At 44.1% G+C, this 16432-nt stretch carries 18 protein-coding genes; 10 read left to right on the forward strand and 8 right to left on the reverse strand.

Features of this window, described 5'->3' with window-relative positions; translation table 11 throughout:
• Window positions 1–6 precede the first annotated feature (6 nt).
• A complete protein-coding gene (hutW, locus tag BCU07_RS13225; RefSeq protein WP_017062753.1) occupies window positions 7–1416 on the reverse strand; it encodes a heme anaerobic degradation radical SAM methyltransferase ChuW/HutW in 1410 nt (469 codons plus the stop codon).
• 161 nt (window positions 1417–1577) lie between these two features.
• Between hutW and BCU07_RS13230 the strand changes: the two genes are divergently transcribed.
• The 6 genes from BCU07_RS13230 (at window position 1578) to BCU07_RS13255 (ending at window position 6442) form a co-directional block, all read left to right on the forward strand.
• A complete protein-coding gene (locus BCU07_RS13230) occupies window positions 1578–2369 on the forward strand; it encodes an energy transducer TonB (protein WP_017062754.1) in 792 nt (263 codons plus the stop codon).
• A gap of 2 nt (window positions 2370–2371) precedes the next feature.
• The gene (locus BCU07_RS13235) at window positions 2372–3073 is read left to right on the forward strand and encodes a MotA/TolQ/ExbB proton channel family protein (protein ID WP_017064315.1); all 702 of its coding nucleotides are present in this window, start codon (window positions 2372–2374) and stop codon (window positions 3071–3073) included.
• Window positions 3070–3483, forward strand: coding sequence for an ExbD/TolR family protein (locus BCU07_RS13240; protein WP_017062756.1), 414 nt, complete (start codon window positions 3070–3072; stop codon window positions 3481–3483). Before BCU07_RS13235 ends, BCU07_RS13240 begins: the two co-directional genes overlap by 4 nt.
• 148 nt (window positions 3484–3631) lie before the next feature.
• On the forward strand, window positions 3632–4519 hold the full coding sequence (locus BCU07_RS13245; RefSeq protein ID WP_017062757.1) for a heme/hemin ABC transporter substrate-binding protein: 888 nt from the start codon (window positions 3632–3634) through the stop codon (window positions 4517–4519).
• 103 nt (window positions 4520–4622) lie between these two features.
• Window positions 4623–5660 (forward strand): FecCD family ABC transporter permease, encoded by a 1038-nt coding sequence (locus tag BCU07_RS13250; RefSeq protein ID WP_017064312.1) that lies wholly within the window; start codon window positions 4623–4625, stop codon window positions 5658–5660.
• Window positions 5660–6442: a heme ABC transporter ATP-binding protein gene (locus tag BCU07_RS13255; RefSeq protein ID WP_017062759.1), complete on the forward strand. Its 783-nt coding sequence runs from the start codon at window positions 5660–5662 to the stop codon at window positions 6440–6442. The genes BCU07_RS13250 and BCU07_RS13255 overlap by 1 nt, the downstream gene beginning before the upstream one ends.
• A gap of 384 nt (window positions 6443–6826) precedes the next feature.
• Here the strand turns inward: BCU07_RS13255 and BCU07_RS13260 are convergent, their stop codons facing one another.
• Window positions 6827–7288: a TetR/AcrR family transcriptional regulator gene (locus BCU07_RS13260; protein ID WP_004731875.1), complete on the reverse strand. Its 462-nt coding sequence runs from the start codon at window positions 7286–7288 to the stop codon at window positions 6827–6829.
• A gap of 532 nt (window positions 7289–7820) precedes the next feature.
• Between BCU07_RS13260 and BCU07_RS13265 the strand changes: the two genes are divergently transcribed.
• The gene (locus BCU07_RS13265) at window positions 7821–8120 is read left to right on the forward strand and encodes a YfcZ/YiiS family protein (protein WP_048609733.1); all 300 of its coding nucleotides are present in this window, start codon (window positions 7821–7823) and stop codon (window positions 8118–8120) included.
• A 37-nt stretch (window positions 8121–8157) separates the two neighbouring features.
• Here the strand turns inward: BCU07_RS13265 and BCU07_RS13270 are convergent, their stop codons facing one another.
• Window positions 8158–8454, reverse strand: a complete 297-nt coding sequence (locus tag BCU07_RS13270) for a YnjH family protein (RefSeq protein ID WP_052878733.1) — start codon at window positions 8452–8454, stop codon at window positions 8158–8160.
• Window positions 8455–8557: 103 nt separating this feature from the next.
• On the opposite strand from BCU07_RS13270, the gene BCU07_RS13275 reads away from it, so the two are divergent.
• Window positions 8558–9157, forward strand: a complete 600-nt coding sequence (locus BCU07_RS13275) for a hypothetical protein (RefSeq protein WP_102427986.1) — start codon at window positions 8558–8560, stop codon at window positions 9155–9157.
• Window positions 9158–9307: 150 nt separating this feature from the next.
• On the opposite strand, the gene BCU07_RS13280 is transcribed toward BCU07_RS13275, so the two are convergent.
• The gene (locus tag BCU07_RS13280; RefSeq protein ID WP_017062764.1) at window positions 9308–10414 is read right to left on the reverse strand and encodes a 1-acyl-sn-glycerol-3-phosphate acyltransferase; all 1107 of its coding nucleotides are present in this window, start codon (window positions 10412–10414) and stop codon (window positions 9308–9310) included.
• A 175-nt stretch (window positions 10415–10589) separates the two neighbouring features.
• On the opposite strand from BCU07_RS13280, the gene BCU07_RS13285 reads away from it, so the two are divergent.
• Window positions 10590–11216, forward strand: a complete 627-nt coding sequence (locus tag BCU07_RS13285) for an AraC family transcriptional regulator (protein WP_102427985.1) — start codon at window positions 10590–10592, stop codon at window positions 11214–11216.
• Window positions 11217–11349: 133 nt separating this feature from the next.
• Here BCU07_RS13285 and BCU07_RS13290 read toward each other — a convergent pair whose 3' ends face one another.
• Window positions 11350–11835 (reverse strand): hypothetical protein, encoded by a 486-nt coding sequence (locus tag BCU07_RS13290; protein WP_102427984.1) that lies wholly within the window; start codon window positions 11833–11835, stop codon window positions 11350–11352.
• A 27-nt stretch (window positions 11836–11862) separates the two neighbouring features.
• Window positions 11863–12384 carry a nicotinate-nicotinamide nucleotide adenylyltransferase gene (locus BCU07_RS13295; protein ID WP_017067959.1) on the reverse strand — a complete coding sequence of 174 codons (522 nt, stop codon included), beginning with the start codon at window positions 12382–12384 and terminating at the stop codon, window positions 11863–11865.
• Between the two features lie 109 nt (window positions 12385–12493).
• On the opposite strand from BCU07_RS13295, the gene nadE reads away from it, so the two are divergent.
• Complete coding sequence (gene nadE, locus BCU07_RS13300; protein ID WP_017062768.1) at window positions 12494–13324, forward strand: ammonia-dependent NAD(+) synthetase; 831 nt, start codon at window positions 12494–12496, stop codon at window positions 13322–13324.
• Between the two features lie 106 nt (window positions 13325–13430).
• On the opposite strand, the gene BCU07_RS13305 is transcribed toward nadE, so the two are convergent.
• Window positions 13431–15302, reverse strand: coding sequence for a hybrid-cluster NAD(P)-dependent oxidoreductase (locus BCU07_RS13305; RefSeq protein WP_102427983.1), 1872 nt, complete (start codon window positions 15300–15302; stop codon window positions 13431–13433).
• 209 nt (window positions 15303–15511) lie between these two features.
• Complete coding sequence (locus BCU07_RS13310) at window positions 15512–16276, reverse strand: EAL domain-containing protein (protein ID WP_017062770.1); 765 nt, start codon at window positions 16274–16276, stop codon at window positions 15512–15514.
• Window positions 16277–16432: the final 156 nt, after the last annotated feature.

Raw genomic sequence — 16432 nt, forward strand, 5'->3', positions numbered from 1 at the left:
TCGATATTAAGCGTGCTTCAAACTTGCATGCGGGTGTACGCCCGAACCTGACGCTTTAGGCGCTGGGTGCATAGCTTGGTATTCAGCGTTAAGCACTTGAATCACACTCTGCGCTAGGCTTACCGCCCAAAAGCTGCCAGCAATAGTCAGGCTCAGATAATCTTCCGAAAGCTCAACTAAACCGTTCTTTTCCCAATGCGCGAACAAAGGCTTGAGGTAGTCGAACGTATCTTGCCCCATAAATCTCGGTAGCGTACTTCTTCTAACAACACCAGAATCGAAACCTGCCTTTAATGTTGAGAAGATAGGCTCTAATGAGCTTTGCTTAGTCATCATGGCAATAGGTAATTGACCTTGCTTTATAGACTCCATGTAGCTGTCTAAAGTTCGATGCTGCATCACACCATGACCGCCGATGTTGCCACCAGCGCCACAACCAATGGGTAGAACTTCGGCATAAGTTTTCGCTAAGCTGTTGTAAATGCTGCGTTCGCGGTTATCACGAGTCCAGTGGTTTACGCTCAGTTGCTTGACCTTATTTTTTGCCATGAACTCCACACCCGCCAAATACATGCTCGCCTTATCTGGCGTATTCGCAGGCGGTGGGATTTTTCCTTTCTCAACAAGATTAAGCATAGGTGCATTGCCCGCAACAATCAGTTGGTAGAGGTCAATGCCGTGTGCGCCAGTAGACATGTAGTCTTCTAAATCTTGTTGGAACACTTCCATAGATTGGTGTGGTAATCCGTATAACAGATCAAGAACGATTGGCGCTTGCTCGGTGCGGCTTAGTGAACTGATACGTTCTAGCACAACCTCTCGGTCATCTAGGCGCTTAGCACTACGTCGAACCTGAGTATTGAAACTTTGAATACCGAACGAGAAACGATTGAAGCCACCTTCAAGCGCACGATCAAACATCTCGTCACCAAATCGATTGATGCGCCCTTCCAATGTCATCTCAACATCGTTTGCTAGTGGGAAATATTGACGAATCGCTTTACCCAGCTGCTCAACTTGTTGAGACGACAAATCGGTGGGAGTTCCGCCACCAATATAGACGGCGTGAAATAGTCCAGACTGAGCCCAAGGTGTTTTAGCTTTCTGCTTTAGCTCGACCATCAGTGCATCGAAATACTCATCCACTAATTTACGGCTTGCGGCATTTTGGAAGAAATTGCAGAACGTACAACGCACACGACAGAAAGGAATGTGGATATACAAGCAACGCGTATCCTGTTTTTTCCCTTCACTCAGCATCAGTTCGTCAAAGAGTTCTAACTTCTTACTGGGGTCGACCGGAATTGAACTTCCTCCGGCGTGTGCAGAATGCTTTTTCGCAAACGCAAAACGAAGCGGATCAGGGCTAGAAACGCCCAAGATTGATTCGTCAAATTTATAAATATTAAGACTCATATAATCTCTCTAAACACTTACATAGCAAAGTCTGGAAGACTATTCGCTAAAAACTGAGAGAATCATAAATACACGCAAATGATAATGCAATTGATAATTGATCTTATTTAGATTCTAAGCAATAATCCGATACAGAATTTTGATTTGGTAAAGGATTGATTGTGAACGTTCCTAGATATGTTATTGCAGGCGGTGCATCGTTAGTGATTCATGCCGCGTTGTTGTTTGTCGCTCAAGAATCCAAAGTATTTGCGATGCCTGCAGGTAGCCAATCGAACACGGTATCGATCAACTTCACTCCTAAGAGCGTTCCTTCACAAGCTCAGCAAAAAACAATCACAGAGCCAGTTAAACCTGAGCCAATAAAAGAAACCGTCTCACAAGCCGAACCAAAAACGGTTGAGCCAAAGCAAGCTAAGCCAACCCCAAAGAAAAAAGCGATCACCAATAAACCTCAACCAAAGAAAGTTGAGAAAAAAGTGATTGAGCAAAAGGTTGTCGAGAAGAAGCCGGTTCAAAAGAAACCAGTAACTGAGAAAAAGGTAGTTAAGAAAGAACGCCCAAAACCAGCCACTCAACCAGAGAAACTGGCCGACAAGAAAGTCGATAAGAATATGGACGAGTCTGCCAACCAGCCTCAGGAAGTAAATCAAGGCGTATCAAACCAAGAGCCGGTTTTAGTCACTAAGCCTTCGTTCTCTGCGCGTCCTACCCCACCGAATTACCCTCGCCAAGCAAGACGTCGTGGCGTTGAAGGTGTCGCGACTTATGAGATCTGGCTAGACGCTGAAGGCAAACAAATTAAACAAGCATTAGTAAATTCATCAGGCGCGCTAATGCTCGATAACGCCGCATTAGATGCCATTAAACAATGGAAATTCTCACCTCACACTGTCAATGGTCGAGCGATTGCTCACCGAGTACAAATACCTGTTCGTTTTAGGTTGGATTAATCATGCAACAAATCAGTTACTTACAAGATCAACTTGGCTTAATGACTTGGCCTCTTCTTATCTGCTCAGCATTAACAGCAATGATCATCGCTGAACGTGTCTTCCAAGTCATGCTCAGCATTGGTGTGGGCAAACGTGCTATTCGTCGTGAGCTTAACCAAATTTCACCAACCAACAGCAAAGAGATTGAAGCGCTTGCTCAGTCGATTTCAGGTAAACGCCCGCTCTTGTACAAGGGCGTGTCAATGTTGCTTGCTCACCACTCTTTCTCAAAAGGGTTACGTGAAGATGCCGCTGGGATCTGGCTACAAGAAAAACGCCACCAGCTTCATGCAGGTTTAAGACTGCTTGGTTTGATCGGCGTGATCAGCCCACTCATCGGCTTGCTTGGTACGGTACTTGGTCTTATTGAGATGTTTAAAGGCGTTGCCGCGACAACAGGCAGCATCACGCCTAATGATTTGGCAGACGGTCTTGGATTAGCAATGCGAACCACAGCAGCAGGTTTGATGATTGCGCTTCCTGCTATTTCTGGTGCTCAGCTACTAGGGCTATGGGCCGATCGAGTGCTGGCTCAATTGGAGCATACATTGAACTATGTGAATGTGTGGCTAGAAGGCATGTCGATTCAAACCAATCAGTCTGATGATACTCAAGGTAAGCCTATCAACAAAACCTCTATCGGTGATGTGAGTCAAGCATGATTAAAACGCCCCACTCATCTCACACACAGAGCCTAGCGCCAGACTTAACACCGCTGCTCGACATCATTTTTATCGTGATGGTTTTTCTATTGCTTACGGCATCAGTAAAGCTGGAGTCACTGGAAGTTGAGCTGCCAAGCTCGGATGTCAAAAACGTTTCTGAAGTCCACAAGGATTCGATTAGCGTCAATATTTTAGACCGCGAACCCTACTGGGCAATTAACGGCCAAGAATACATCGACTGGGAAAATTTCAAGATTGCCCTGTTAGAAGAGACTGGTTCAACGGATAAAAAACCGATCATCATTGGCGCAGATAAAGCCGCTAACGTGGAGAACCTAGTGAAGTTGCTTTCATTCCTTCAAGAAAACGGAATACCAGCGACTCAACTGCTCACGGACGATGGCTAGAGCGACACTCAATTTTCACGAGGTTTGGCTTCTGGTTGATAAAACTAAACAAGCAGACTAAGCCTCTCTATCGATTCGAACTCACAATGCGAACGGACTGCTCACTGAGTATCTTCGCGATACAAAAAGAAAATATTAAGAACTTATTATGAACAACTTAAACGTGCTCAATAAATTAAAGACCAAGACACCTCTTCTTTCATTAGCTGCAATCAGCCTGGCACTTAGCGCACCCGCAATGGCCAACGACGCTGAACAACCTCGAATCATCAGTGCTGGCAGTGCCGTTACTGAATTGGTTTTGGCATTAGGTGCCGAAGAGCAGTTAGTCGCGATTGATGTGACCAGCCACTTCCCTCAAGGAGAAAACCTGCCAAAGATTGGTTATCACCGAAACCTGTCTGCGGAAGGCTTACTTGCCCTAGAACCGACCACGTTGATTGGCTCGGATGAAATGGGACCAGACAACGCTATCTCTCAATTAAAATCGGCAGGCGTCGATGTAGAGATTGTTAACACTGAAGCAAACGTGGAAGGGCTATTAAAGCGTATCGACCAAATCGCAAAGATCACCCATACCGAAGACCACTCGCAGCAAGTGAAAACCGATGTGAATCAAAAGATCGCAGCACTGAAAGCGAACCAAGTACCAAGCAACGAAGCGAAGAAAGTTCTATTCCTGTTGCTGCATGAAGGTCGCCCTGCCAACGTTGCTGGCGGTGAAACATCACCAAACGCAATCATCGAGTTAGCTGGCGGTATCAACCCTGCCGCTCAGAGCTTAACGTCTTACAAGCCACTTTCAATGGAATCACTCGTTGAGATGCAACCTGATGTCATTTTAGTAAGCGGCCGTAGTTATCAAAAAATGGGCGGCGCAGATGCCATCCTGAAATCACTGCCTATGCTAGCGGCAACGCCTGCAGGTATGAACAAGCAAATCATTACCGTAAATGGCAGTGCTTTGGTTGGCGGGCTTGGCCTAGAAAGCCTCTCTGAAGCAAAGCGTCTAAACGCACTTATCTACCCGCTATAACTCAACCACCCTATTTCTGCTATCGCTAATTCGCTTCCCTCACCAACTGACTCACGCTGTTGTTGAAGGAGGTCGAAGTTAGCGATAGATATTGAGGCCCTTTATGTTGTTACGCTCCGTCCCACTGAAAACGTCGATGTTAGCTCTAGGTGCAACCCTAGCTTTTGTCGCGCTGTACTCGATCACTGTTGGGCCAATGAACATTAGCTTAGCGGACAGCGCCACAAGCTTAATTAAACCAAACAATGACTTAGCACCTCACATCAACTTAGTGATTCAAGAGATCCGCTTACCTAGAACCATCTTGTGCATGCTGATTGGTGCGATCCTCGCCTTGTGTGGTGCAGTGATGCAGGGTTTGTTTCGAAACCCACTTGCAGAACCTGGCATCATAGGCGTATCTGCTGGTGCGGCGCTAGGTGCAGCACTGGCCATCGTGCTTTTCTCTGAGCTATCGCTTCAATACCCTGCTTTCATGAACTTTGCTGCAGTTCCTGTGTTCGCTTTTCTTGGTGGCGCTTTAACCACACTGTTGGTGTATAAGCTGGGCACGGGTAAATTCGGCACCTCTGTCACCATCATGTTGTTGGCGGGTGTGGCGATCAGTGCGCTCTCTGGCGCTGGTATTGGCTTCTTGAATTTCATTGCTGATGACCAAATGCTGCGCGATCTTTCATTGTGGTCGATGGGTTCATTGGCGGGCGCTAAGTGGTCAGGGATTTTGCTGGCAGCTGTCACGCTCGTTGGCTTGTTTGTTGTTTTCTACCGACAAGCAATGTCATTGAATGCTTTGCTACTAGGCGAGTCAGAAGCACAACACCTTGGCATCCCAGTACAAAAGCTGAAACGAAAGCTGATTCTACTGACGGCTGCAGGCGTTGGTATCACGGTTAGCCTGTCTGGCATGATTGGTTTTATTGGATTGGTTATCCCGCATTTAGGTCGTATGTTAGCAGGCCCTGACCACCGAGTTCTGTTGCCACTATCAGCGGTACTAGGCGCACTACTGCTAACCGCCGCAGACATGTTCTCACGTGTGGTACTTGCTCCGGCAGAGCTGCCTGTAGGTATTGTCACTGCAATTATCGGTGCTCCATTCTTCTTGTATCTACTATTTCAACAGAAAGGGAGAATCCTTTAATGTTTCCTTCAGCTTTAAAAGCGACCGATATCGAAGTGAAGTTCGGCAGTAAAGTGATATTAGATGGCGTTTCTATTGAGATTGAAGCGGGAAAGGTAACCACACTGCTTGGGCCAAATGGCGCAGGTAAAAGCACGCTGCTTAAAGCTTTGTGCCAAGAGATATCAAGCAACGGCGATATCCAGTATTTTGGACACAGTAAAGACAAATGGCCTTCTCAAAAGTTAGCTAAGCACCTTGCTATGCTTCCTCAACACAGCACATTGACCTTCCCATTCTTGGCTCATGAAGTTGTCGAGCTTGGTGGGATTCCTCTGCAAGAATCCAACAAGAAGCTGACCAGCATTGCTAGCCAAAAAATGGATGTTGCTGATGTGACTCACTTGAGTGAAAGGCTTTATCCTTCGCTATCAGGCGGTGAAAAGCAGCGAGTGCACTTGGCTCGAGTATTAACTCAGCTTCACCACTCTGGTGACCAATGTATTTTGATGCTTGATGAACCAACGTCTGCACTGGATCTTGCCCACCAGCACAACACCTTAAAGATTGCGAGAGAATTAGCCGACAACCACAATGCCGCGGTTATCGTAGTTTTGCATGATCTCAACTTAGCCGCGCAGTATTCCGATCGATTGGTGGTATTGAAAGATGGCAATTTGGTGTGTGATGGCAAGCCTTGGGATGCACTGAAACCTTCGATGATAGAAGATGTGTATGGTTACAAAAGTATCGTAGAAAAACACCCAACCATGAGCTTCCCTCAGGTTCACCCCGCACAATAAGTCCGATTAAGGAGCGACTCGTTTTGAGTATTCGTTCTTGATAACAATGACGTAATCCTAAGCCTCGATTTGTTCGGGGCTTTTTATTGGCTCACAGCCACTCTCTCGGCTTAAACTCAATTTTATTAATAACCACAGCAGCAAGCACCAAAACGACTCACCTTGAGCATTTGAGGCTCTAGAAATGAACACTACCCGTTAGGGTTACTTAGCTTTTAACACTGAAGAGTAAAACAAGCCGCGAGCGTAAGCATATAAAAAGAAAGGAAATAACATCATTCAACAAGACTGCGACATCGATGTGGGATTGAGAGAAAAACGTACAAGAAGTGAAACTGCAAGCACAAAAAAGCCCCCGCAGGAGCTTCTTTTATTGAGTGCTGATTATTGGCTCATACGAATCAATGATTTACCAATCAACCACTCTAGTTCTTTACCGCTAGTATCGCCAAACTGAGTTTCAGTCAGCTTGTATAGACGATCAATACCGTTTGCAGCGAACTCATGTGCGCTCTCAGCAGTAACGATATGATGGAAAAGTAAACGTAAGATTGCTAGGAACTCAGCGTCTTCAAGTGCTGCAACCCAGCTAGCTGAAAATGCGTCAAGGCCATTTTCGAAGTCAATGTGTTCCATGAACATCTTGAAAATACGACCGTCTAGAGCAGCAGTAAAATCCGTTTTCTTTGGAAAGTGATGACTTATACCTGTACGAGAAACACCCGTTTGTTGACTCAACGTCGTGTATGACATCTTGTCGTAACCCAATCTTAGTAGCTGGTCTACAACGGCATCCATGATTTTCTGGATCGTGATTTCTGTATCTTCTTTACTACGCTTTGGCATATTCAGGCTCTTCTCTTTGTAAATCCATCTAACTCAATCAAATGAAGTCAGAATGAAAATCGTTATCAGCATTATGTGAGCAAGGTATTTTTTCGCAAGTATTTCCATTAAATACCAACAAATACTTTGTACGAACAATTTTACAGTGCTGCCTCTTTGGGCACTTTGTCTAATTATTCTTCGAAAGTCACCTTACCTCTCTAAGTGGTTAATCTAAAATAACAACTTAGAATATCAAATACCCAACAATAAATTCATTGTATAAATACCTATCAAGCAATAGATAGTCTTATAAAATTAGTTACGACGCAACTAACTGAATGATATTCTAACAAATTAATGACACTGCTTATCAACAAAACATGAGATAGATCACATACATATTTGGCGACGCGAATGTACACATTCATTTAACCCCTTCAACAAACAACATAGCATACCAGTATAAATTAGTTCAAAGATTTTAATTTTTGTAGATACAGTTCAAATTGCTCGTTAGAATAACCTCAGACTTTGTAAGAGGATTATTGTTATGAGCCAAGATATTGGTAACAACGATGTATGTGAGGCTTGCGGCTGTGCAGGCGAAATCGGGTTCATCATTAAAGAAGGCGACGATGTTGCTGAAGTAACGGTTTACGGAAACTCAAAAGCACTTATTGAAGCTGAGTTTGCTAAGTACGTTGAACTTGCTAAACAAGTGTCTAGCAACGTTGAATTTGAAGCATCAGAGATGACTGAAGAAAGCACAGAGTTGAACGCTCGCTTTAAATTTGAAGTTAGCGCTGAGAAGATTATTTTTGAACTTAAGACTCGCTCTCTAGCGCGTTAATATAAGCATTTATATTCTTATTAAAAGACGAGTTGAATTACTCGTCTTTTTTTAATTGAACCCAAGCCAGTGAACCATTTTGCTCAAAATCATTTTCTGCAGCGCACTGAATCACTACGCCCCCCACCTCTAACACAGCCCCAATGCTATAAGCCTTGTCATCGTAATAACAAACTCGTTGCTGTTGACCGCCTTGTGTCACCACCACTGCAGCTTTACCGGGCGTTGAAATTACTTTGTTGGCACTCGCAGACATTGAGCCAAACATTGAAGCGGCTATCAGAAATACCTTAATAATTCGTATATTTACTCTAATCATTGATTTACCTATCATCTTTGCTCCATTCCTCGTTAATCTACCACCAAATGGGTAAAACACTATGCGAGATTAATTTTTCCATTATAGTGTAAGCGTCTATCGTAATAAGAAGCCTGTTATGCTCAGAATAATTGCACTTATTATTGGTTCCTTAACCATAACAAATGTCAGTGCTGAACCACTCGATCACTATCAAATATTGAACCATCTCGATAATTACGGAAACTTATATCTACGAAATAAGCCTTATACATCACTTCCAACTGGCTTGGTGGTAGATGGTAATCTCAATATAGAGAACACGGCGATCACACGCCTACCCAAAGGGTTAGAAGTGAACGGCAGCCTTAAAGGCTCTAACAGCCAACTCGCTCGAGTCCCGAGCGGGGTTAAGATAAAAGGTTACGTCGACTTGATTGGCAGCCAAATCACCAGTTGGCCAAGAGGAGTAAGAGTGGGCGGTTTTATCAACCTCACCGATACTCCACTGGAAAGGCTACCGAATGGCTTTAGGGTGAAAGGCGATCTGAGCGTGATCCGCACTCCTTTAACCGAGCTACCCAACGGGATCGTGATTGATGGCGACCTTTATATAGGCGGTTCTGGAATTACAGCATTCCCCGAGACTATGACTGTCAGAGGCAACATCTATCTGGGCGGCAACACTGTAACCACATGGCCAACCAATCTAGATCTCGGTGGCGCTGTCGCACGCTAATTCAGACTAATGCTCTAATGCTCTAATGCTCTAATACGTTAATGCTCGATCGCAGCAGCAAGTAGCGATTCAGAAACAAAAAAAGGAGCCCAAGGCTCCTTTTTCAATTCAATCAAGTTGCTAATCAACTAGCAAGCTAACTAACGCTCGTTAACCAATGTTCTTCACTGGGTTGGCGTAGCTATCGATCAAGTACTGACGCGCACCTTGTGGCAGGCTCGACAGTTTAGCTTCAAACTCTTGTTTAACGGCCGCTGTAATCGACTCATCTTCTTTTTCTGCTGCCAGCAAGTTTACTGGGAACAGTTTGTAGTTATCGTGGATCTGACGATCGATCTCTTCAGCAAGCGCTTCAGGCGTATCAAAATCTTGGTCGATAACCTGACCGAAACCAACGTGAACGCGTCCTTTATCACCGATGATGCCTTGAATGATACTTTCGATATCTTCAAACTCACCCTTTTCGTAACTGCCGTTTACGTCTTTTTCGAAAAGCTCTATCGCTTTAGCCGTGTCACATGGGTCGTTCTCGTAAGAAATAGCCACAGGAACAATCTTCAATGACTTCACGTATTCAGGGAAAGCAATTTTTTGCTTACGTCCTTCAACGTGGAACATTTTCAAAATTGCTGGCTCAGTAAAATCGTTACCGTCTTTCGCACGACCTTCCTTTTGAGCGATCCAGATTGAGTTGCCCGTTTCTAGAGAGTGCTTAATGTAAGAAGACAACTGCCCTAGCGCTTTCATCATCTCACGCGGTCCTTTCAAAGAACGCTTTACGATGAAGCTCTTGTTTAAACGCATCAATTCAGTCGCACATGGCTTTTTCAACAGGTTGTCTCCGATAGCGATACGACAAGTCTGATGATTATTTTGATGCAGAGCGTAATTTACTAACGCAGGATCCATAGCAATGTCACGATGGTTTGATACAAACAGATAAGCTTGGTTCGCATCCAGTGACTCGATACCAGTGTACGTCACACCGTTAGTGGTTTTCGCTAACGTGTCGCGTAAGTACTTTTTCACTTCAATCTGAATGGATTCAACGCTAGTCAGCTTGCTCCACTTCATTTTTAAGTACACACGCAAAATCGGGCTCATTAATGCTTTGAACCAAGACGCATGGTTTGAAAAACGGTAGTGCAAGATTGCACTGATAAATTCTTCATCATTAATAAGACGGTTTAGTGCCGCTGGAATTTCATCATCGCCGTAAGGACGAATATCAACATATGGATCGGTTGGAGAGGTCATTTTTTAATTCATATAATAAAAAGCTGGCTCATTCTACGCGTTGTTTTGACTTCTCGCAGCTACAGAGCCCATACTTTTGACAAGGTCAGACCAGAAACATTGAAAATCCCCTGTTATTGTTGGCATTCTTTAAGATTAACGGTAATCTTGACGCCCCAAAATTAAGGTACTATCTATGAACTTCGCTATTGAATATACATCGGCTTACTTTTCACACTTGGTGACCACACCACGCAAGAAAGTACTTAAACATAGCCTTGTATCGGTTCAAAGTGGCTTGGTTTTGATTAAGTTAGGCAAACAAGAGTATGCCGTTGAACCAGGACAAAGCGTCTGGATTCCATACGACTGCCTAACGTCACTGACCTACTTTCCAAACACTCAGGTTAACCGTGTCGATTTTTCTGTTCGTTTGACGGATTCATTCCCAAGACAAGCGGGTTACATCACGCAAACGAACCTCTCTTCGGCACTACTAGAAAAGCTAGAACAAACCAAAGCTCGTGCTTCCAATGCCAATAATACGGAACAAGCGTTTAAAGATATGCTTTCTGTCTTGAAGCAAGAAGTGTTGTCGTTTAAACCACTGCTTTGCGAAAGTGCTCTTTCTCAGCGATTCAATCAATGGAACATTGATGACTCAAACTTGCCACAAGAGCACACTCTGGTGATGGTGATGCGAGAAGCGAAGAAGCGCATGCAGTCAGGTCAAAAACGTTCACTTGTGATTGATGATCTGTTCTCAGGTAAAGAAGAAGAGTTCGAGCAACTGTGTATGCTTGTTTTTGGTGAAGATTTATAGCTTGGCGGAAAGTGAGTGCTGGTATTAAAACTCGCAAGCCAGATACTAAAAAGCCGCAAAAACTGAGTTTTTGCGGCTTTTTTAATTTTTACTATTTAGACGTAGATAGCAATCTATCTGTGTATCTGCCTGTCTAAAATGGCAACTCAACCTGCATCATTAGGTCGGCGTCACGTGAGTCGTGCCAACGATAATCAAAGCGCATACGCGGCTGCCCTTCGACTTTATCGCCAAAACCGATGCTGAGTTGAAGACCATGATTCATCAACCACTCCTCTGTAGACATATCATACTGCTCGTCTTCAAGGTCTTCTGGAAACCACATACCCAAGCCAACATAGTTTGACTCAATGCTTTGTGTCAGCAATGGCGAGTCTTTACTTTGAAGTACCCAATCAGACCAATAGTCCGGTGTGCTTTCAGGTTCATCATCGCTCAGCCCACTGATTTCCATCATACGTTGGCCAAAAGACTCAATGCTGGTCGAGAAATCTAGACAATTGTCATCTTCATCAGAAGTCAGCATGATTGAATCTAAGCTAAAAAAATCACACTCAGCATACGCAGGCATACTACATGCTGCCATGATCAACGTCGCTGATATCGCGCTCTTTAGCATAGTCCTCTGACCTCTTGATTAGTGAACTTACATTATCTGATACAGTCCACTATCTTGCAACATCTTTGTAACTGACTTTGTACTCAGTTTTGCAACATCGCTTCCACTTATCAGTGCATTACGTATGTCTGTGCTGCGAATTTTCACTTTTTCAGGGCAAGCCATTACAGACCACTGCTCGGTAATCTCATCTGATTTATAGAAAGATGAGAACTTAAAGAAGTTATCTGGGCCAATAACAAACGTCAGTTCAGCGTCACGATGTAACTTTTGAAGTTCACTGAGCACTGCATAAGTCGTGACGCTTTCACCTGGGGTAAATAGGCTCTTTTCGATCAAAGAAAGCTCCACTTGATCCAGTGAAAGATCGCTAATAAATGCGTTAACTAACTGACATCTCATATCAAAGTCTAGCATCTCTTTTCCCCAAGCATGGGCAATACTTGGAACGAGTAGAATTTTGTCAAAGTGAGCCAACGAATCAATCACACTTTTGTGCCCTAAGCTCGGTGGATTAAACGCACTACCGAAAATGGCTATTTTTTCCATTGTTTATTACTGCCTTCTCTTTCTAAGCTTGTGCAAAGAGGTTTTTAAATCGGATGATTTAGGTATGATAACACTAGATTTTTAATTTGCTTGCAGGAAAGGAATACGAATGGAACAGTTAATTCGTGACGAAATGCGCGTACTACCTTCAATTGACCCTCACTTCGAAGTGACTCGTCGTGTGGACTTTATTAAAACGAAACTTCAGCAGTCAGGCTGCAAGTCTCTGATCCTTGGTATCAGTGGCGGTGTAGACTCAACGACCTGTGGCCGCTTGGCACAGATGGCCGTGGATAGCCTGAATGAAAACTCTGGCAGCAACGACTACCAATTCATTGCGGTTCGCCTACCTTACGGCGAACAAAAAGATGAAGATGAAGCACAACTTGCTCTCTCTTTCATCCAGCCTTCTCAATCTGTTTCTGTAAACATCAAAGCGGGTGTTGATGGGCTTCACGCAGCATCTCACGTTGCACTTGAAGGTACAGGTTTACTACCAACAGACTCAGCAAAAATCGACTTTGTTAAAGGTAATGTGAAAGCTCGCGCTCGCATGATCGCGCAATACGAAATTGCGGGTTACGTTGGTGGTCTTGTGATTGGTACTGACCACTCAGCAGAAAACATCACTGGCTTCTACACCAAACACGGTGACGGTGCATGTGATTTAGCGCCTTTGTTTGGCCTGAACAAGCGTCAAGTTCGTGAACTTGCAGCAACGCTAGGTGCGCCAGAGCTATTGGTTAAGAAAGTGCCTACTGCCGACCTAGAAGAGCTTGATCCACAGAAAGCCGACGAAGCAGCATTGAACCTTTCTTACGACCAAATCGATGATTTCCTTGAAGGTAAAGAAGTCCCTCAAGACGTGTCAGACCGCTTAGTAGGCATCTACAAAGCAACACAGCACAAGCGTCAACCGATCCCAACGATCTACGATTAATTGTTTGAATTAATCTTAGAATCAAAAAGGCCGGAAGTTCATTTCAGTGAACTTCCGGCCTTTTCTATTCAATGTGCTTTTCTTTCTGGCCTTCCGACCTACCGAGTTAGTCTACAACTTCGATATCAGTTTGAGGCACACTGCAACACGCCAGTATTTGCCCCATGTTGCGTTCATGCTCTTGCAACGCCGGTACATCAGGTTGATGAACTTGCCCAGACTCAAGGGTCACTTTACAAGCACCACAGAAACCCGCGCGACAGCTTGATGCGATAGACACACCTGCCGACTCAGCTTGCTCTAGTAGTGTTGATTGGTTGTTGCCTTCGAACAGGTAGCCGTTAACGCTCAACTGCAGTTGCTTCACCGCTTCTTCCGTTGATTGAGCAACACCAAACGCTTCTTGATGATAATGCTGAGGATTCAGCCCCATTTGAATCAGCAATTTCTTGGCATTATCCATAAAGCCGTCAGGGCCACACACGAATGCTTGGCGCTTATGAAGGTCCTCAATTTTGGCGACATGAGACACACTCAAACGACCTGACAAACCATCCCACTCTTTCGTTGGTTGGCTTAGTGAATAAATCACACTTAGACCAGCATGTTCGCGAGCGATCTTATCAATCTCAGCTTGATAAGGGATATCTTCTTCACTGCTGCATTGGTGATAGAACACCACATCATCAATCTGACCATGGTCGGCTAAGTAACGAAGCATCGACAACATAGGGGTGATGCCGCTTCCCGCTGATAACAGCAGTAATGGATGTGTTGGGTTATCTTCTAAGTAGAATGCGCCATCTGGATTCTGAGCAACTAGCGTGTCACCGACTTGGAAGTGATCATTGAGCCAGTTTGAGATTTGACCATCGTCCACTCGCTTCACGGAAATCGCCAAACGACCTGCGCGTGAAGGGCTAGAAGATAACGTGTAACGACGAGACACTTTCTCGCCATTAATCACCATTTCAATCGGTAGATGCTGCCCCGGCTGATAGCTTGGTAATAAATTGTTCTCTTTCGCTGGCTCTAGCCAAAAGGTTGTGAAGTCGCGAGCGATCTCTTCACGCTCGACGCAAGTTAAGTGCAGTGACTCGACCCAAGAGTCTTCGTAGTGTTCTTTCTCTTTGGTTTCAAGTACCTCAACAACGTCACCCGCTTTCACCAGACCTTCATTTTTCGCCACAAGGTTCTGACCAAAGAAAACGCCACCACGTTCATTGGCTCTGAACGTAGAAAAGGTATTGAGTGGCTCTTTTGTTGCTCTGAATTCGCCGCTCTCAACATCGACTGTCGTTAGGATACAGCGCTCACAAGGCTTCACCGCTTCGAATTCAACCTCACCAATTCGAATGCGCTTCCAACCATCTTCAGCAAACGCTTCAGTGTTTGAGACGACAAAATTGGTGCGGAACTGATCCATGGAATGCGTTTCAGGACTACGGCGATTCAACTCATCAAGCGAAGCTTGGCTGATGATTAACATCGGGTAACCATCGGCGAAACTGACATTCTGACCAAGCTTTTCTCGAACACGATTAGATTGCTCACCACAGAACAGAAGTTCTACGCGAACACCAAGCACATCGCTAAACCAATCATCCGCCTCGTCGTTGGTGGTATACGCAGTGAAGCTATCTTTCCACACTGTTGCAGGCGCTTCTTGCATCTTGAAGTTTGCATATTTTAGGCGCAGCGGTTCTTTGCCTTCGTAAGTAAAAATCAAACCGTCTGGCTGCAAGCTAGAAGACACATTGACCATTTTAGGGTACTTACGCGCCGTCACCATTGAGCCGTCAGCCAAGGCCAACATAAAACGTCTGTCGAAGGTAAGGCCCTGTTTTTCGACCCAAGCAGAAGAGAGTGCAATCCCACCTACTGATTTAACCGGAAACACATTAATTTGAGATAAGGAGGGCTGTTGACCTGAAAGCTCTTGCTCCAAAGCCTTTTGATCCAAAGGTGACTGCGACATAACGATTCCAATGTTTTGTTGTTTGTCCCAATGCTAACAAATGGTTATAAATAGATAAACTGGCAGGCATTAAACACTTGATACTAAGTAGGCATGATTAAACTAATAGAATGGCATTATGTTCCGGCAAACCTAAAACTCTTGAAACTAACGATGATGCTTTACACACTAAAAGTAACCCGAATTTATTCACGCTATTTTTAAGTAGATCAGCAATATGCTGCACCTTGTTTCGACAATTGACTCAATGAGCCAGGTTTGCCTAAGTGATAGCCCTGAAAATAATCTATGCCCTGCGATTGTGCAAAACGTAAATCTTCATGGTTTTCTATACCTTCAGATAACAATTCAATCTGATACTTCCGAGCTAAAAATCTAAGACGCTCCCAAAAGGTCGAATTATCACTCCGGTTTCTCATTAACGACCGATCTATTTTCACTATGTTCGGTTTAACAACCCTAATCAGTGCTTCACCAGTGTTATAACCACTGCCATAGTCGTCTATCGCGATTTTAATTCCAAGACCACGACATACTCCAAACTGGGACATCATCCTTTTCTCGTCAATGCCAACCGGGTATTGTTCATTCTCAGTAAGCTCAATCCATAAGGTTATACCCAACTTATTACATGCTTGCCAAATTGGGGAAATATCACGTAGAAAAGTGAAACTTAAAACGTGATCAGGGGAGATATTAATAGTCAGAAAATCAATCATTTTCTTCTGAGACAATAATTCCTCGGACACTCTTAACAAGAATATTTGAGTAAACCATGCAATCTTCTTAGAGTCTAACAGACAGCGAATTGACGATTCAACATCGTGCCCTTTTTCCCAACGTAACAAAACCTCAGCACCGACAGTTCCATTGCCATTAGTTATCGGTTGAAAAACAGGATAAAACAATCCCTGATTAACATCGTCAATAAGTGCTTCGGCTTGTAAATTTTCAGACAACATATTCGTATTCATAAACAAACCTCTTTTTGTGATTAATCCATACTACAGATCAATAACTAGCAAGGATTAGCATGAACAAATCATATGTAGCTTTACATGCCTACTTCTTAACCGTGAAGACAAACTGCATAAGTAGTTAAACGAACTCCTGTACAAATACACAATGCC

The organism is Vibrio sp. 10N.261.54.E10, assembly GCF_002877735.2.
Taxonomy (GTDB): domain Bacteria; phylum Pseudomonadota; class Gammaproteobacteria; order Enterobacterales; family Vibrionaceae; genus Vibrio; species Vibrio crassostreae_C.

Coding starts and splice junctions, on each gene's coding strand:
- BCU07_RS13245 (WP_017062757.1), top strand. CDS start 3,632: ATGAACAACTTAAACGTGCTCAATAAATTAAAGACCAAGACACCTCTT.
- BCU07_RS13285 (WP_102427985.1), top strand. CDS start 10,590: ATGAACTTCGCTATTGAATATACATCGGCTTACTTTTCACACTTGGTG.
- BCU07_RS13280 (WP_017062764.1), bottom strand. CDS start 10,414: ATGACCTCTCCAACCGATCCATATGTTGATATTCGTCCTTACGGCGAT.
- BCU07_RS13305 (WP_102427983.1), bottom strand. CDS start 15,302: ATGTCGCAGTCACCTTTGGATCAAAAGGCTTTGGAGCAAGAGCTTTCA.
- nadE (WP_017062768.1), top strand. CDS start 12,494: ATGGAACAGTTAATTCGTGACGAAATGCGCGTACTACCTTCAATTGAC.
- BCU07_RS13275 (WP_102427986.1), top strand. CDS start 8,558: ATGCTCAGAATAATTGCACTTATTATTGGTTCCTTAACCATAACAAAT.
- BCU07_RS13260 (WP_004731875.1), bottom strand. CDS start 7,288: ATGCCAAAGCGTAGTAAAGAAGATACAGAAATCACGATCCAGAAAATC.
- BCU07_RS13265 (WP_048609733.1), top strand. CDS start 7,821: ATGAGCCAAGATATTGGTAACAACGATGTATGTGAGGCTTGCGGCTGT.
- BCU07_RS13290 (WP_102427984.1), bottom strand. CDS start 11,835: ATGCTAAAGAGCGCGATATCAGCGACGTTGATCATGGCAGCATGTAGT.
- BCU07_RS13295 (WP_017067959.1), bottom strand. CDS start 12,384: ATGGAAAAAATAGCCATTTTCGGTAGTGCGTTTAATCCACCGAGCTTA.
- BCU07_RS13240 (WP_017062756.1), top strand. CDS start 3,070: ATGATTAAAACGCCCCACTCATCTCACACACAGAGCCTAGCGCCAGAC.
- BCU07_RS13255 (WP_017062759.1), top strand. CDS start 5,660: ATGTTTCCTTCAGCTTTAAAAGCGACCGATATCGAAGTGAAGTTCGGC.
- BCU07_RS13310 (WP_017062770.1), bottom strand. CDS start 16,276: ATGAATACGAATATGTTGTCTGAAAATTTACAAGCCGAAGCACTTATT.
- BCU07_RS13250 (WP_017064312.1), top strand. CDS start 4,623: ATGTTGTTACGCTCCGTCCCACTGAAAACGTCGATGTTAGCTCTAGGT.
- hutW (WP_017062753.1), bottom strand. CDS start 1,416: ATGAGTCTTAATATTTATAAATTTGACGAATCAATCTTGGGCGTTTCT.
- BCU07_RS13235 (WP_017064315.1), top strand. CDS start 2,372: ATGCAACAAATCAGTTACTTACAAGATCAACTTGGCTTAATGACTTGG.
- BCU07_RS13270 (WP_052878733.1), bottom strand. CDS start 8,454: ATGATAGGTAAATCAATGATTAGAGTAAATATACGAATTATTAAGGTA.